This window comes from Asanoa ferruginea, from assembly GCF_003387075.1.
Taxonomy (GTDB): Bacteria; Actinomycetota; Actinomycetes; order Mycobacteriales; family Micromonosporaceae; genus Asanoa; species Asanoa ferruginea.
The window spans coordinates 4601410-4615340 of the sequence record NZ_QUMQ01000001.1 but is presented as its reverse complement, the minus strand read 5'-3'; the positions used below and the strand labels follow the sequence as shown (position 1 = coordinate 4615340).

Here is a 13931-nt window from a genome sequence, read left to right as displayed (position 1 = left end):
CACGCGTGACCCGGTTCGCCGTCGGTGACGAGGTCTTCTACGCCGGGCGGATCGACCGGCCCGGCAGCAGCGCCGAGTTCCAGGTGGTCAACGAGAACGTCGTCGGGCACAAACCGGCCAGCCTCGACTTCGCCGACGCGGCCGCGCTCCCCCTGACCACGATCACCGCCTGGGAGATCCTCTTCGACCACTTCGGCCTGAACGAAGCCAGCACCGGCACGCTGCTGGTCGTCGGGGCGGCCGGCGGTGTGGGCTCGATGGTTCTCCAGCTCGCCCGGGCACGCACCGGCCTCACCGTGCTCGGCACGGCCGCGCGGGGCGAGTCACAGAAAGTGGGCCACCGAAATGGGCGCGCACCACGTCATCGACCGGCACGACCTGGTCGGCGCCGTGCACGCCGTGGCGCCCGGCGGGGTCGACTACATCGTCAGCCCGTTCTCCCGTGGGAACATCGACAGCTACGCCGCGGTGATCCGGCCGTTCGGGCACATCGCCGCGATCGACGAGCCCGAAGGGCTCGACCTGCTCCCCCTCAAGCCGAAGAGCGTGGCCTGGCACTGGGAGCTGATGTTCACCAGACCGATCCTGCTGCCGGACGACTCCTACCAGCACGACCTGCTGGAGGAGGCGGCGAAGCTGGTCGACGCCGGAAAGCTGAAGACCACCGCCACCACTCGGCTCGGGCCACTCAACGCCAAGACGCTCCGCGAGGCTCACGCCAAAGTGGAGAGTTCCACCACGATCGGCAAGGTCGTCGTTACCGCGACCTGATCGGTCAGTCCTGGCCCGGGGCGTCTTCGCCCTCGAGCAGCCGGGCGAGGCCGGTCGCGCCGGGACCGATCCGTTTCACCTGATCGTTGAAGAGCAGGTGGATCGTGCCGGCCACGTCCATCGCGAGGCTGGCGTGGCCGTCGTGTTCCTCGCCGAGCGGATAGAGGTCGCCGGCCGTGGTCGCGTCGAGGCTGTCGAACCACTTCTTCTGGCCGAGACACAGGACCGGGTCGAGGCGCACGCCGATCCGCGCGTAGTCGCGGCCGGCGCCGCTCACCGGCACCGCGAGCCCACCGAACTCGGTCAGGAAAGCGCGAGCGGCGTCGTGCATGGCGAACCCCTCGGGCGCGAGCGCCGACTCCCAGTCGGACACGTCCACCCGCCGGCGAGGCGACCATCCAGCCGCCTTCAAGGCCTGGGTCACCCGCGACGGCAGGTCCCGGTCGTCGGGCCGCATCACAGCGCCTCCCTGAGGTCGAATTCGTTCCGTAACGACACACAACTGTTGCAGCAGGGATTGTGGGCGCCGTGCCCGGGGTTGCCGGGCGCCCGGATCCGCGCCGCGCCGACGGCGCCGCCTCGCGGGTCGATGCCCTGGTCGAGCAGGCGGGACAACGACTGCGGCAGCGCGCAGTTGCCGTGCCAGGGTGCGCGCAGGTTCTGGGGGACGCTGTCGAGGACGCGGGCGACCTCGCGGTGGGGCGGGTAGATGTTGTTCGGGTGGTCGCTCACCGAGACGGCGGTATGCCGGCCGTCAGCGGTGGTGACAGCCTCGGCGGTGCCGTTCGTCCGTCCGTTGCGCTGCTGGCGGTCGGCCTCCTCCCGGGCGCGGTGCGAGGCCTGACGCGGCGGGGACGCGTTGCGGGTGGGGCGTGCGGTCGGGTCTCCCCGCCGTCGACGCTTGACCTTCTTCACGTCGCGCACCCACTCGCGGGCGAACTTGGCGGCGAGCTTGCCGGTGCGGTTCTTACCCATCCAGCAACCGCCAGACGGACTCCTGGATCAGGTTGCCGACGATGGTGCGGGAAATCGTCTGGAACACCGGGATCTCGAGGAGAGAAGCACCGAAGGTCGGTGCGGCGGTGGCGATCGCCTGCGCTATCTGGATGGCCAGGATGGTCAGCTGCACGATCACGGCGATCTTCAGCGCCAGCACGATCGCGGCAGCGACGATCAGACCCGCGCCGCCGATAACGGACCCGTCGACGTTGCTGAGCACGCTGGCCAGCGGGCCCTCCTCGCCGGACCACCATTGCTCGAACGCGTCGATGTCGAGGCCCTGGTTGCCGTTCAGGACACCGGCGGCGGACGCGCCGGCCGCGTCGACGAAACCGGCGATGTCGCTGCTGAAGTCGATCCAGGCCTGGCCGAGCTCGAACAGCTTCTCCTCGTCGGAGGCCGGCCACGTGTATCCCAGGAGGTCGAGCAGTGTGATCAGCTCGCCCGGCAACTGCATGCCCATGCGTTCACCCCCCGAGACGTCCGAGGATTCCGCTGAACAGGTCGGCGTTGCCGGCCTCGTTCGTCTCGTGGGCCTGCGCCATCGCGGACAGGTCCCCGCTGGCGAAGCCGATCTCCTCCAGCGCCTCGGTGAGGACCTCTAGGACAAAGCTCGACGCCTCGTCGTAGGCGATGCCGAGGATGGAGCCTGTCTCGTCCTCGCCGAACACCGGCCCGATTCCCGCGACCCGCGCCTGGAAGGCGCTGAGCTGGTCGGCGAAGCGCGCCGCGGCCGAGCCCATCGTGTCGGCGGCGGCGGCGATTCCGCCGGGATCAACCTGCACGGCGGCCCAGGCGGTCCTGCGCGGCGGCCAGACCGTCGACGAACATGCTGAACTGCCGCGCGGCATCCTGCTGGATCGTGGTGAGCTGGCGGCCGAGCTCGCCCAGCTCGACCGGGCCGGCTGTCGGCGCCGCGGTTCGGAGATCTTCCAGGGCGGCGTTCACCGCGGCGACGATGTGCTCGGTCAACGTCTCGACCTCGAGCCCGAGGAGTCGGCGATCGACCTCGAGCGCGGCCACCCGGCCAGGCAACTCGGTGCGGACCCGGACCATGCCGTCGGCCGCGTCACCGAACCCCTCGACCGGGGCCCCATCGCCCGCCTCCGCCGCGGACCGGTATGCGGCCAACGCCTGCATCGTGTCCGACAGAGCCTTGTCCATTCCGGACGGATCGGCCGACGTCACCTGAGCCCCCGCATCCTGAAGCGTCACGACTCAGCGATCCTAGGCCACGCACGCCAGCCGCATCGACCTCGGCCGGTGCACCAGCACCCTAGGTGGCGGCGTCGGCCGCCGCGTAGCAGGCCCCGAACCCTTCGGCGCGCGCGACAATCCGGCCGTCGCGGACCAGCACCGCGGCCTGGGTCGCGTCGCTGACCGCGGGAACGCCCGCCGCCGCGGCCAGCGACCCGCTGTCGTCGTGCAGCACCCGCAGGCGCGGCAGCGCCGTCGGCAGGAACGCCGCCCGCAGGCACCCCGCGACCTCGGCCAGGGACAGCCGGGCCAGGGCCGAGAGTTCGTCGGGCGAGCTGGTCACCAGCACCACACTGACCGGGACGGCCGCGGGTGCGGTGCGGACCGCCTCCTCGACGGACGCCAACCGGTGCAGGCCGAGGATCGCCACCACCCCGTCGGCCGGTGCGCCGGGCGGCGGTGACCAGCGCTCGTCGACCGGGCGGGCCTTGACCGCGTAGGGCAGGTGTGGCGGCAGCCAGGCGTCGTCGAGGTCGAGGTCGGCCAGCCGGGCGCAGGCCCGGACCACGTCGAACGGCTCGAGGAACCCGGGTGCCGCCGCCGCGAGCTGGCTGGCACCGTGCAATGTGGTCAGTGCGGTCTCGGCCACCCGGACCAGGCGACCGGTGCGGGTGCGCAGATCGGCGAACGCCAGGTTTTCCAGGGCCAGGCCGAGCAGCAGGGCGTTGAGCTTCATGAGCTGCGCGTAGGGCAGGCGGGTCTGCTCGTCGGCCAGGATCTCCGGCAACAGGTCGACGCCGAGCCTGGCCTCGGAACGGTCGTCGTCGGTGAACAGCGGCAGCCGGGCCACCCAGGCGCGGGCGAAGGCGGCGAGCGCCTCGCCGGGCGAGGTCGCGGTGGGCGGATCGGGTTCCGTCATCGCCGACGCCGCCAGCACCGCGAAATAGAGGGCGCGCTTACTCGGGAAGTTGGAGTAGACCGCACCCCGGGTGAGCTCGGCCCGCTCGGCGATCGAGTCGATCTTGGCTGCCCGGAAGCCGCGTTCGATGAACTCGACGCGGGCCGCCGCCAGCACCTTCGAGCGGTTGCGCTCCTGCGTCTCGGCCCGGCTGAGCCTCGCCATGCCACTCCCGTCGCCACCCCGAAGCGCGGCACCAGGGCTGGCGCCGCGCCGAATGTCCGTGTCAAGATATCGCCACCATTCAGATGATGAGAACATCTGATCCTAACATCCGGAAGGATGATCATGGAGATCCAGCTCAACGATCCGGACCTTTCGCGCGACCCCATCACCGGGTACGGGCGGGCCCGCGAGCAGGCGCCCATCGCCACGCTCGTCGCGCCGGGGTTCGGGCCGATGTGGGCGGTGACCCGGCACGCCGAAGCCCGGGCGATGCTCGCCGACCCCCGGTTCGCGCTCGGCGAGGACAGCTTCCAGCACCTCGACGTGCCGGCGCACTGCCGGCCCTACCTGAGCACGATGCAGCACAAGAACGGCGACGAGCACGCCCGCCTGCGCCGGCTGGTGACGCCCGAGTTCTCCGCCCGCCGCGCAGCCGAGTTCCGCCCCGCCATTGAGCGGATCGTCGACACGCTGCTCGACGAGCTCGCCCGCGCCGCCGACCCGGACGGCACCGTCGACCTGCTGCGGCACTTCGCGACACCATTGCCGATGGAGATAATCTGCGAGTTGGTCGGCATCCCCGCGGGCGACCGTCCACAATGGCGCACCTACGGCAAGGCGATCGCGGCGGGGCACGGCAGCGCCTTCATCACCGCCATCCCGGCCATCATCGAAGGCGCGCAGGCCGCTGTCGAAAAGAAGCTCAGCCGGCTGCACACGACGGGCGACCTGACCGAGGCCGAGCGGGTCACCTTCGTCTGGCACCTGGTGCTGGCCGGCCAGACGCCGACCAACCTGATCGCCAACGCGATCCCGGTCCTACTCGACCACCCGGATCAGCTCGCCGCCTTCCGCGCCGGCCGGGCGCCTGGCACCGTCGACGAGCTGATCCGCTGGTGCGGGCCGCAGTTGCTGGCCATCCCGCGCCACGCGACCGAAGACGCCGAGCTGGCCGGTGAGCTGATCAAGAAGGGCGAGCCGGTGACCGCCCTGCTCGCGGCCGCCAACCGCGACCCCCGCGCGTTCGCCGAGCCGGAACGCTTCGACGTGCACCGCACGCCCAACAACCACCTCGGCTTCGCGCACGGGCCGCACTTCTGCCTCGGCGCCCCACTGGCCCGAACCCAGACCGAAGTCGCGCTGACCGCCCTGTTCGACCGCTATCCCGCGCTGGTCCTCGCCGAAGAAGGGCCGACCCGGATTCCCGACCCGGCCACCTGGCGCCTGCCGGAACTACGCGTCAAGCTGAGCCAGTAGGTAGCAGCGGCGGCTGGGATACTCCACATCGGGCAGTGGAGCGCGCAACGTCGTCGCTGACACAGAGAACCCGGCCGCCACCAGGTCGGCGGTCACGTCGGTCGGGTCGAGGTAGAACGAGTCCAGGTCGACCGGGGCGCCGAACCACTGGTCGAGGTGCTGGCCACTGCCAGCGGGTTGGCCAGGTGCCGACACGTGGAACGCGACCAGCACCCGCCCGCCGGGCGCCAGCACCCGCGCGAACTCGACAAACGCGCGTGCCCGTTCGGCCGGGGTCAGGTGGATGATCGAGTAGAACGCCACGATCCCGGACCAGGCGTCGTCAGCCACCGGCAGGTCGAGCATCGAGCCGACCTCGAAGCTCAGCGCCGGCGCCGCACCGCGGGCGGTCTCCACCATCGCCGGTGACAGGTCGACGCCGACCACCGCGCGGTGCCGCGCCGCGAGGTAGCGAGTGACATGCCCCGGGCCGCAGCCGACATCGGCCACAATGCCCGGGCAGAGTTCGAGCAGCGCGTCGAGCAACGCGCGGTCGACCGGCTTGGCCGCCAACTCGTCGCGCAACGCCGCGTCGTAGGCCGCGGCCACCGTGTCGTAGGTGGCCCGGATCCGGCTCTCCGCCATTCCTCGAATGCTACTTGTTGACCAACTGCGGATGATCGGCCATGTAGGCGTCGACGGTGTTGCCCCGCACCGCGGCGAAGAACTGCCTGGCTTCGGCGTTCAACTCCTCGCCGGCGTAGCCGCCACTGGACTTGAAGATCGTGCGGCCGGTCAGCTTGACCATGGTGATCGAGTCTTGCCGCATGCCCTTCAGTGCGAACCCGAACTCGGCCACGCTGTGCCCGCGCCCGTTGAACACCAGCGACTCCCCCGCCGCCCGGATCACCCGGTCGAGCTTGGGCAGGTCGGTGATCACGTCTTTGCTGAGCGCCTGCTGCACCATCGCCTTGACGAACTGCTGCTGGTGGCGCTGCCGGCCGTAGTCGCCACCCTTGACGGTGTAGCGCTGGCGTACGTAATCGAGCGCTTGCCAGCCGTTGAACTTGTGTGTGCCCTTGGTGTATTTGGCCTGCGGCCCGTAATAGGGGTGCTCCCTACCGGAGCCGTCGTTGGGGCGGTGGGTGCCGTCGGGCTTGAGATGCTCGGAATAGACGACGTCCTGGTCGACCGTCATGGTGACGCCGCCCATCGCGTCGACGATCTTCTTGAAGCCGGCGAAGTTGACGATCGCACCCGCGTCGAACCGCTTGATGCCGGTGTAAGCGCTGACCGTGTTCGACAGCAACTCGAACCCCCTCGCCCGGTTGGGTGGCTTGCCGGCGGCCACTTTGCTGCCGCGGGCCATCGCCGCGTTGAGCTTGTCGCGGTCGCCGTCGAAGCCGGTCTTCGGGAACGGCGGGATGTCGACCAGCAGGTCGCGCGGCAGCGAGAACAGGTAGCCCCGGTCGAGCCCGGCCGGAATGTGCATGATCATGATGGAGTCGGCCAGCGGCTGCTGGGTGGCCTCGCGCGGGTCGATCCCGACCAGCAGGATGTTGAGGGGGCCCTTGATGTCGCTCTTCGCCTCGACGGCGGTGCCCTCGCCGAACAGGTCTTCGGTGGTGACCGCGCCCTCGTAGCGGGCCAACAGCGCCTGCGACGTGACGATCAGCCCGCCGCTGACGACCATCAGGGCGGCGCCCAGGATCACGCAGACCCGCGCCCACCGCGGGATCGTCGAGGGCTGACGTTTGGCTTTCGCTTTGGCCTTGGGTTTAGCTTTGGGTTTAGCGGGCTCCTCCGGATGCATCGTGTCCTCCCCGTCTCATTACAGAGACGCATCCTGATACCCAGATCGTTGCGGTCTTTACCTTGACCCTTGGGCAAGGTGAAGACTGGTTCCCATGGACGTGCGCGACCTGACCATCGGCGAGTTCGGCCGGCGGACCGGTTTGTCGGCAAAAGCACTACGCCTGTACGAGGTGTCCGGCCTGCTCCGGCCGGCCGGCGTCAATCCGGCCACCGGCTACCGCCGTTACAGCGTCGAGCAGGTGGAGCGGGCCCGGCGGATCAGCCTGCTGCGGCAACTCGACATGCCGCTCGCCGTGGTGGCCGAAGTGCTCGCCGGCACCGACACCGAGGCGGCGATCCGGCTCGACCGCTGGTGGCAGGCCCGGGAGGCGCAGGCGCGGGCACACCGGGCCAGCGTCGAATACCTGCGGGCCCAGTTGACCCGGGCGGCTCCGGCGCGGACGCCGTACCCCATCAGCTTGATCGATCGCCCACGGCTGAAGGTCGCCGCCATCACGCGTGACTGTGACCAGCAGTCACTGGTGCCGACGACCCTGGCCTGCGCGGCGGAGATCGACGCCTATCTGCGGGCCGCCGGCGCGGAACCGGTCGGCGAGCGGTGGATCCTGTTCCACGGCCACGTCACGCCCGACAGCGAGGCCAGCGTCGAGATCGGCCTGCCGTTCACCGGCAGCGTCGAGCCGACCGACGACATCCTCATCCGGATCGAGCCGGCGCAGACGGTCGCCGCCGCCACCGTGAGCCGGGGTGACTGCTTCTACCCCAAGATCATGCTGGCGTACGACGACGTCGAGGACCACCTGCGCGACAACGGCCTGGTGACGACGGGGCCGCCGCGGGAGATCTACTTCGCCGAGTGGTGCGACATCACCGACGCCGACCCGTTCATGCACGTCGCAATGCCAGTTGAGACCATAATGGAGAGTGAGACACGATGAACTTCACGCGGCAGACCGCGTTCAGCAACCCGGGCAGCTACGCGCCCCTGTTCGACAAGTTGCCGACCGACCCGCGCGAGTTGACCGCGGTGCTGCGCAACGTGATCACGCACTACCGCGACCCCAACGTGACGCTGCCGGCCGAGTCCGCCCACGACATCAACCACCGCTGGATCGATCGGCTGCTGGCGACCGACCAGGAGCGGCACGACGCGCCGCTCGACGTGCCCCGCGCGGCCGCCGACCGGGTCGGCGGCTGCTGCCGCGACTTCTCGCTGCTCACCGTTTCGGCGCTGCGGCACCAGGGCGTCCCGGCCCGGGTGCGGATCGGCTTCGCCGACTATTTCTTCACGCCCGGCTGGCACCACGACCACGTCGTCGTCGACTACTGGAACGGCAGCCGCTGGGTCCTCGCCGACCCGCAGATCGGCCCGGGCGACTGGCCCTTCGACCCCGACGACATGCCCCGGCCACACGGCACCGGCACGCCGTTCGCGACGGCGGCCGCGGTGTGGACCGCCTACCGCAACGGCGAGATCGACGCCGAGGCCTACGGCGTCGACCCGTCGATGCCCTACCGCGGCGCGCCGTTCGTCCGCGGCTACGTGATCGGCGAGTTGGCCGCCCGGCAGGGCGACGAGTTGCTGCTCTGGGATGTCTGGGGCGACATCACGGAGAGCTTCGACGAGGCCGGCGCCGTGTTCATCGACGAGATCGCCGCCCTGCTGCTGGCCGCCGACGACGGCGACGAAGACGCCGCGGCCGAGCTGGCGCGGCGCTACGCGGCCGACGACCGGCTCAACCCGCGTGGCCAAGTGACCAGCATGTCGCCGACCGGCGAGGTGTTCCACGTCGACCTGGCGACCCGGGTCAGCGCGCCTGCGCCATCCCGTGCCGGCCACTGACCCGCCAGCGCGGCTCGGCGGCGTCCAGGCGGGCGACGGTGGCCGCGTCGAGCCCGACCACCACCTCCGACTTGCAGGTGCGTAGCGCGACGACCGGCACGCCGAGGTCGGTGGCCGCGGCGCGGACCGGCGTCGTCGGGTCCCAGTCGCGGTCGCCGACCAGCCGGCGATAGTTGAGGTCGCCCTTGGCGACCACCAACCGATGCCCGGCCAGGTCGGCTCGCAGGTCCGCGGGCAGGTCGCCGAAGGCGAGCGGGGCACACCAGAAGCTGTGGGTACGCACGGCGACGCGCGCATCCAGCGGCCGGCCCAGCCGCGCGCAGGCAGCGTCCACATCGGATGCCGTCGCGTCGGAAACGTAGTAGGGCGCCGGTTTGACGTGCAACGTGACCCGCGTGGCCAGGCCGGTGTCGAGCAGCCAGTTGGCCAGCACCAGGTCGGCCATCACCTCGCGGCCGCCGTTGTCGGCGATCAGGCAGACCGGGCCCGGCTCGCTCAGCGCGGCCCGCAGCCACGCGGTGTCGTCGACCAGCAACTCGTCGGTGGGCGCGTCGCCGGCCGGCTCCTGCAACCGGAAGCTGATGTCGGCCCGGTTGCCGAACACGGCGGCGCGCACCACGGTGGCCAGATCGGCCTCGTCGCGCTCCCGACCGAGCGAAGCGACCCAGCCGAAATCGCTGTCGAGCGAAGGGTCGGCGAGTTCGGCGTCCTTCATCGGGCGGAACGGGTCGACCCCGTGCCAGGGCCCCGGCCGGAAATAGTCGACAGCGTCCAGGATCCGCCGGTAGAAGTAGCTCTCGGCCCAGAGGAACGGCGCGTCGGCCCAGGGGCGGCCGACCTGGCCCCGGTCCCAGGCCGCCCAGTCGGCCAGGTCGGGCGCGTCGCCGGGCAGCGGCCTGATCTCGCCGGTCAGCGACTCGTCGAGCAGCGCGCCCAGGGCGGCCCGCTGCGCCGTGGTGTAGGGGTGCGCGGCCGCGACCCGGTCGATCAGCGTCGGGTGGCGCTGGTGGAAGACCTCCCGGGCATACCGCCCCGGCGTTCCGACGAGCAGCTCAGGCGGTGTCAGCACGACACCATCATCGCCTGGCGTCGACCTCGATCTCGATCCGCATCGCCGGGTCGGCCAGACCGCAGACCATCATGGTGGCGGCCGGCCGGACGGAGCCAAACGCGGCGCGCAGCGTCGGCCAGCAGGGCTCGAAGTCGGCGCGGTCCGGCAGCAGGTAGCGCACCCGGACCACGTTGGCCAGCGTGCAGCCCGCCTCGGCCAGCGCCGCCTCGATATTGCGGATCACCTGCTCGCACTGGGCGACCACGTCGTCGGCGATCGTCATCGTCGCGTAGTCGTAGCCGGTGGTGCCGGAGACGAAGACGTGGTCACCGTCGACCACCGCGCGGGCGTACCCGATGCGCTCTTCGAAGGTCGAACCGCTGGTGATCGTCTGCCGCCCGGTCACGCCGGCTGCCAATCGTCGTTGACCAGCTGGAAGAGGATGTGGTCCTGCCACCGGCCCTCGATGAACAGGAACCCCCGGGCGGTGCCGATCCGCTCGAACCCGTTGTTGGCGAGCACCTTCTGCGAGCCGTGGTTGTGTGCCAGGGTCCCGGCCTGGATCCGGTGCAGGCCCAGCACGCCGAACGCGTGTTCGACGATCTCCGCCACCGCCTTGGTCGCGACGCCGCGCCCGTTGACCGCCTGCGCGACCCAGTAGCCGAGGTTGGCCGACTGCGCCGGGCCGTACTCGATCTGGGTGAGGGTGATGGTTCCGACCACGTCACCGTCGAGTTCGATGGCGCACGGGTAGACGGCCCGGTCTGCCAGCATGCCCGAGATGCGCGCTTCCTGGCCCGCCGGGGTGAAGAAGGCGTCCGGGCGCACCGGGTCCCACGGCGCCAGGAACGGCCAGTTGGCGGTGTAGGCGGTGGCGAGCACCGGCGCATCGCTGACGTCCAGCGGTCGGATGTGAACCATGGACCGATTCAACCAGCCGTACCCCGGACGGTGACCACCGGACGTCAAGAACCTTATGGGGGTCTTTGCTCGGTTGACCCTCCGCGTGTTCGACCCCTACCGTCTGTGCCGTGCAGCGTCGGTTGCTCATCGGGCTGGTGGTCGTAGCGCTCGCCGTGACGGTCCCGGCCGGCGCCACGCTGCTTCGGCGCGCCTCCCACTCCGACACCGACCCCGGGAGTGCCGGGTCCGCCGCGGTCAGTTGCGACGCGGCGTCGCTGGTCGCCAAGCGGGAACTGCGCGGCATGTGGCTCACCACGGTCAGCAATATCGACTGGCCGAGCAAGCCCGGGCTGCCAGAGGCCACCGTGAAGGCCGAATACCTCGGCTGGCTCGACCTGGCGCAGAAGATGAACCACAACGCGGTGTTCGTGCACGTCCGGCCCAGCGGCGACGCGTTCTGGCCGTCGGCCTACGCGCCCTGGTCGGAGTGGCTCACCGGCGTGCGCGGCAAGGACCCGGGCTGGGACCCGATGGCCTGGATGATCAGCGAGACGCACGCCCGCAACCTCGAGTTCCACGCCTGGTTCAACCCCTACCGGGGCAGCCAGCCGGAGGCCTCGGGCGGTGCCGGCGCCGACTTCGCGAAGCTGGCACCCGACCACCCGCTGCGCCGGCACCCGGACTGGGCCGTGGCCTTCCCCGAGGGTGAGAAGAACAGCCGCTTCTACTTCGACCCGGGCGTTCCGGAGGCCCGCCGGTTCGTCGAAGACACCATCCTCGAGGCGGTCAACCGCTACGACATCGACGGCGTCCACTTCGACGACTTCTTCTACCCCTACCCGGAGGGGCACGAGTTCAACGACGACAGCAGCTACGCCCGCTACGGCGGGGGCAAGCACCGGGCCGACTGGCGGCGGGCCAATGTGGACACCTTCATCCAGGAGATCAGCGGCCGGATCCGCGAGGTGAAGCCGTGGGTACGCTTCGGCCTCAGCCCGTTCGGCATCTGGCGCAACAAGGCCACCGACCCGGCCGGCTCCGACACCCACGGGCTGGAGAGCTACGACGCCATCTACGCCGACACCCGCAAGTGGGTCAAGGAGAAGTGGCTCGACTACATCGTGCCGCAGCTCTACTGGAACATCGGGTTCGACAAGGCCGACTACGCCAAGCTGCTGCCCTGGTGGGCGGAGACGGTCAAGGGCACCGGCACGCAGCTCTACATCGGACAGGCCGACTACCGGATCGGCGAAGACGGCCCGTGGAGCAAGCCGGCCGAGCTCGACCGCCAACTCGCCCTCAACGAGCGCTACGGGGTCGCGGGCAGCATCCACTTCAGCGCCAAGCAGGTGAAGGCCGACCGGCTCGGCGCCGTGTCCCGCTACCGCGACGCGCACTACGCCCAGCCCGCGCTGGTGCCGACAGCCACCCGGCTGGTCGACGCGCGGCCGCCGGCGCCCGCCCCGACCGGGGCCCGCCGCGACGGCGACCGCACGGTGCTGACCTGGCGACCGGCCGAGGGCGTCACGGGGTACGCGGTCTACCGCGCCGATCCCGAGACGCGCAAGGCCAACCTGGTCGCCACCGTCCGCGCGACCGACCTGCCGAGCTGGATCGGCCCGATCGGCAGTTATTGCGTGACCGCGCTCGACCGCAACAACAACGAGAGCGAGCCGGTGCTAGTCGCTTGACGCGGCCTGGCCCCAGTTGCCCTTGAAGACGACATCGCCGGTCGGCCGGCGGCGGGCCCGCAGGTCGCGCGGCGGCTCGTCGCTGTAGCCGACCGAGATCGCACCGATCGGGGTGAAGCCGGTGGGCACGCCGAACTCCTTCTTGAACGGCTCGATCGCGTCGATCGGCATCCCGAAGAAGCACGCGCCGAGCCCGGCGTCGACGGCGGTGAGCAGCATCATCAGCGACGCCATGCCGGTGTCGATGTCCCAGTAGGGCGCCGGCCACCAGGCGTCGGAGCGGTCTTCGTGGCCCTTGTCGGCCCGCGCGTAGCGGTCGAGGTAGGCGTCCTTGTGCGAGCAGGGCACGATCAGCAGCGGCGCCGCGTAGCTGGCGGCGAACCACTTCTCCGGCTCCGCCGAGCGGCCCATCGCGGCCCGGAACCGGGCGTGGTCGGCGGGCTCGTCGAGGACCAGGAAGCCCCAGCCCTGCGAGAAACCGGCCGACGGCGCGCGGAGCCCGTTGCGGATGATGCGGTCGACGACCTCGGGCGGCACCGGACGGTCGGGGTCATAGCTGCGCACCATCCGGCGCTTGCGGACAACATCCTGAAACTCCATCGCATCACCGTACCGCCGGTGTGGCGAGCGCTCAGTCCGCGCAGAGCTGCGGGCGGAGGGTGTCGAAGGCCCACCGCTCGTAGCGCTCCGGCGACCAGCCGCGGTCGCGAACGAAGAGCAGGTAGAGCTCCGGCGACAGAATGCCGTAGAGCAGGTCGGCGGCCTCGGCCGCGGAGACGCCGGCCCGGGCGCCCGGCTTGTCCACGAGGGACAGTGCTGAGTTGGACAGCACCGTGAAGCGCGGATCGATGTCGTCGGGCCAGATCGCCGCGACCTCCGGGTCCGACGCCGAGGCGACGGTGACCATGCTGACGATCGGCGCGACCCGGTCGAGCACGGCACGGGAACCGGCGATCTGGGCGCGCAACTGCTCGACGGCGGTCGGCGCGGCGAGCGCGTCGCGATACCACTGCCGATCCATCGTGGCCACCGGCTCGTCGTCGCCGGCGACCGTGACGTCGACCAGCTCCTTGAGCAGCGAACGCTTGTTGTTGAAGGTGAAGTAGATGGTCTGCACGGCCACCCCGGCGGCGGACGCCACGTCGGCGAGCGTGGTCGCGCCGTAGCCCTGGCCGATGAACAGCTCCCGGGCCGCGTCGAGCATGCGGGTGCGGGTCTCCCGGGCCTTGGCGGTTCGCCGGTTCGGTGCCTTGCCCTTGACGGTCGTCACCGAGCTAGTGTAACTCTAGAGTTAGTCACTAG

At 70.6% G+C, this 13931-nt stretch carries 19 protein-coding genes; 5 read left to right on the top strand and 14 right to left on the bottom strand.

Annotated elements, in window-relative coordinates:
- Positions 1-37 precede the first annotated feature (37 nt).
- Positions 38-286, bottom strand: coding sequence for a hypothetical protein (locus DFJ67_RS43315; protein ID WP_211333963.1), 249 nt, complete (start codon positions 284-286; stop codon positions 38-40).
- Positions 287-345: 59 nt separating this feature from the next.
- On the opposite strand from DFJ67_RS43315, the gene DFJ67_RS43310 reads away from it, so the two are divergent.
- Positions 346-771, top strand: coding sequence for a zinc-binding dehydrogenase (locus tag DFJ67_RS43310; protein ID WP_211333962.1), 426 nt, complete (start codon positions 346-348; stop codon positions 769-771).
- Positions 772-775: 4 nt separating this feature from the next.
- On the opposite strand, the gene DFJ67_RS21775 is transcribed toward DFJ67_RS43310, so the two are convergent.
- From DFJ67_RS21775 to DFJ67_RS21750, 6 genes are all read right to left on the bottom strand, one after another.
- Entirely contained in the window at positions 776-1228 is a 453-nt protein-coding gene (locus tag DFJ67_RS21775; RefSeq protein ID WP_116069677.1) for an SUKH-3 domain-containing protein, read from the bottom strand.
- The gene (locus tag DFJ67_RS21770; RefSeq protein ID WP_116069676.1) at positions 1228-1746 is read right to left on the bottom strand and encodes a hypothetical protein; all 519 of its coding nucleotides are present in this window, start codon (positions 1744-1746) and stop codon (positions 1228-1230) included. The genes DFJ67_RS21775 and DFJ67_RS21770 overlap by 1 nt, the downstream gene beginning before the upstream one ends.
- Positions 1739-2233, bottom strand: a complete 495-nt coding sequence (locus DFJ67_RS21765) for a WXG100-like domain-containing protein (protein ID WP_116069675.1) — start codon at positions 2231-2233, stop codon at positions 1739-1741. The genes DFJ67_RS21770 and DFJ67_RS21765 overlap by 8 nt, the downstream gene beginning before the upstream one ends.
- A 4-nt stretch (positions 2234-2237) precedes the next feature.
- Positions 2238-2555 carry a hypothetical protein gene (locus tag DFJ67_RS21760; protein WP_116069674.1) on the bottom strand — a complete coding sequence of 106 codons (318 nt, stop codon included), beginning with the start codon at positions 2553-2555 and terminating at the stop codon, positions 2238-2240.
- Positions 2545-2985, bottom strand: coding sequence for a YbaB/EbfC family nucleoid-associated protein (locus DFJ67_RS21755; RefSeq protein WP_239097439.1), 441 nt, complete (start codon positions 2983-2985; stop codon positions 2545-2547). The genes DFJ67_RS21760 and DFJ67_RS21755 overlap by 11 nt, the downstream gene beginning before the upstream one ends.
- Positions 2986-3046: 61 nt before the next feature.
- Positions 3047-4090: a TetR/AcrR family transcriptional regulator gene (locus DFJ67_RS21750; RefSeq protein WP_116069672.1), complete on the bottom strand. Its 1044-nt coding sequence runs from the start codon at positions 4088-4090 to the stop codon at positions 3047-3049.
- Between the two features lie 117 nt (positions 4091-4207).
- Between DFJ67_RS21750 and DFJ67_RS21745 the strand changes: the two genes are divergently transcribed.
- Positions 4208-5347: a cytochrome P450 gene (locus tag DFJ67_RS21745; protein WP_116069671.1), complete on the top strand. Its 1140-nt coding sequence runs from the start codon at positions 4208-4210 to the stop codon at positions 5345-5347.
- Here the strand turns inward: DFJ67_RS21745 and DFJ67_RS21740 are convergent.
- Entirely contained in the window at positions 5324-5971 is a 648-nt protein-coding gene (locus DFJ67_RS21740) for a class I SAM-dependent methyltransferase (protein ID WP_116069670.1), read from the bottom strand. The two genes, DFJ67_RS21745 and DFJ67_RS21740, sit on opposite strands and share 24 nt — an antisense overlap.
- A gap of 10 nt (positions 5972-5981) precedes the next feature.
- A complete protein-coding gene (locus DFJ67_RS21735) occupies positions 5982-7139 on the bottom strand; it encodes an LCP family protein (RefSeq protein ID WP_116069669.1) in 1158 nt (385 codons plus the stop codon).
- Positions 7140-7233: 94 nt separating this feature from the next.
- On the opposite strand from DFJ67_RS21735, the gene DFJ67_RS21730 reads away from it, so the two are divergent.
- The gene (locus DFJ67_RS21730; RefSeq protein WP_116069668.1) at positions 7234-8079 is read left to right on the top strand and encodes a MerR family transcriptional regulator; all 846 of its coding nucleotides are present in this window, start codon (positions 7234-7236) and stop codon (positions 8077-8079) included.
- Positions 8076-8984 (top strand): transglutaminase-like domain-containing protein, encoded by a 909-nt coding sequence (locus DFJ67_RS21725; protein WP_116069667.1) that lies wholly within the window; start codon positions 8076-8078, stop codon positions 8982-8984. Before DFJ67_RS21730 ends, DFJ67_RS21725 begins: the two co-directional genes overlap by 4 nt.
- Here DFJ67_RS21725 and DFJ67_RS21720 read toward each other — a convergent pair.
- The 3 genes from DFJ67_RS21720 to DFJ67_RS21710 are packed head-to-tail and all read right to left on the bottom strand — an operon-like array spanning position 8950 to position 10956.
- Entirely contained in the window at positions 8950-10053 is a 1104-nt protein-coding gene (locus tag DFJ67_RS21720; RefSeq protein ID WP_116069666.1) for a damage-control phosphatase ARMT1 family protein, read from the bottom strand. The two genes, DFJ67_RS21725 and DFJ67_RS21720, sit on opposite strands and share 35 nt — an antisense overlap.
- 7 nt (positions 10054-10060) lie before the next feature.
- On the bottom strand, positions 10061-10441 hold the full coding sequence (locus DFJ67_RS21715; RefSeq protein WP_116069665.1) for a RidA family protein: 381 nt from the start codon (positions 10439-10441) through the stop codon (positions 10061-10063).
- A complete protein-coding gene (locus DFJ67_RS21710; protein ID WP_116069664.1) occupies positions 10438-10956 on the bottom strand; it encodes a GNAT family N-acetyltransferase in 519 nt (172 codons plus the stop codon). Before DFJ67_RS21710 ends, DFJ67_RS21715 begins: the two co-directional genes overlap by 4 nt.
- 110 nt (positions 10957-11066) lie before the next feature.
- On the opposite strand from DFJ67_RS21710, the gene DFJ67_RS21705 reads away from it, so the two are divergent.
- On the top strand, positions 11067-12629 hold the full coding sequence (locus DFJ67_RS21705) for a glycoside hydrolase family 10-like protein (protein WP_116069663.1): 1563 nt from the start codon (positions 11067-11069) through the stop codon (positions 12627-12629).
- On the opposite strand, the gene DFJ67_RS21700 is transcribed toward DFJ67_RS21705, so the two are convergent.
- Positions 12618-13229: a nitroreductase family protein gene (locus tag DFJ67_RS21700; RefSeq protein ID WP_116069662.1), complete on the bottom strand. Its 612-nt coding sequence runs from the start codon at positions 13227-13229 to the stop codon at positions 12618-12620. The genes DFJ67_RS21705 and DFJ67_RS21700 overlap by 12 nt on opposite strands.
- 31 nt (positions 13230-13260) lie before the next feature.
- Positions 13261-13899, bottom strand: coding sequence for a TetR/AcrR family transcriptional regulator (locus DFJ67_RS21695; protein WP_239097440.1), 639 nt, complete (start codon positions 13897-13899; stop codon positions 13261-13263).
- Positions 13900-13931 lie beyond the last annotated feature (32 nt).

Coding starts and splice junctions, on each gene's coding strand:
- DFJ67_RS43310 (WP_211333962.1), top strand. CDS start 346: ATGGGCGCGCACCACGTCATCGACCGGCACGACCTGGTCGGCGCCGTG.
- DFJ67_RS21775 (WP_116069677.1), bottom strand. CDS start 1,228: ATGCGGCCCGACGACCGGGACCTGCCGTCGCGGGTGACCCAGGCCTTG.
- DFJ67_RS21770 (WP_116069676.1), bottom strand. CDS start 1,746: ATGGGTAAGAACCGCACCGGCAAGCTCGCCGCCAAGTTCGCCCGCGAG.
- DFJ67_RS21765 (WP_116069675.1), bottom strand. CDS start 2,233: ATGGGCATGCAGTTGCCGGGCGAGCTGATCACACTGCTCGACCTCCTG.
- DFJ67_RS21750 (WP_116069672.1), bottom strand. CDS start 4,090: ATGGCGAGGCTCAGCCGGGCCGAGACGCAGGAGCGCAACCGCTCGAAG.
- DFJ67_RS21745 (WP_116069671.1), top strand. CDS start 4,208: ATGATCATGGAGATCCAGCTCAACGATCCGGACCTTTCGCGCGACCCC.
- DFJ67_RS21740 (WP_116069670.1), bottom strand. CDS start 5,971: ATGGCGGAGAGCCGGATCCGGGCCACCTACGACACGGTGGCCGCGGCC.
- DFJ67_RS21735 (WP_116069669.1), bottom strand. CDS start 7,139: ATGCATCCGGAGGAGCCCGCTAAACCCAAAGCTAAACCCAAGGCCAAA.
- DFJ67_RS21730 (WP_116069668.1), top strand. CDS start 7,234: ATGGACGTGCGCGACCTGACCATCGGCGAGTTCGGCCGGCGGACCGGT.
- DFJ67_RS21725 (WP_116069667.1), top strand. CDS start 8,076: ATGAACTTCACGCGGCAGACCGCGTTCAGCAACCCGGGCAGCTACGCG.
- DFJ67_RS21710 (WP_116069664.1), bottom strand. CDS start 10,956: ATGGTTCACATCCGACCGCTGGACGTCAGCGATGCGCCGGTGCTCGCC.
- DFJ67_RS21700 (WP_116069662.1), bottom strand. CDS start 13,229: ATGGAGTTTCAGGATGTTGTCCGCAAGCGCCGGATGGTGCGCAGCTAT.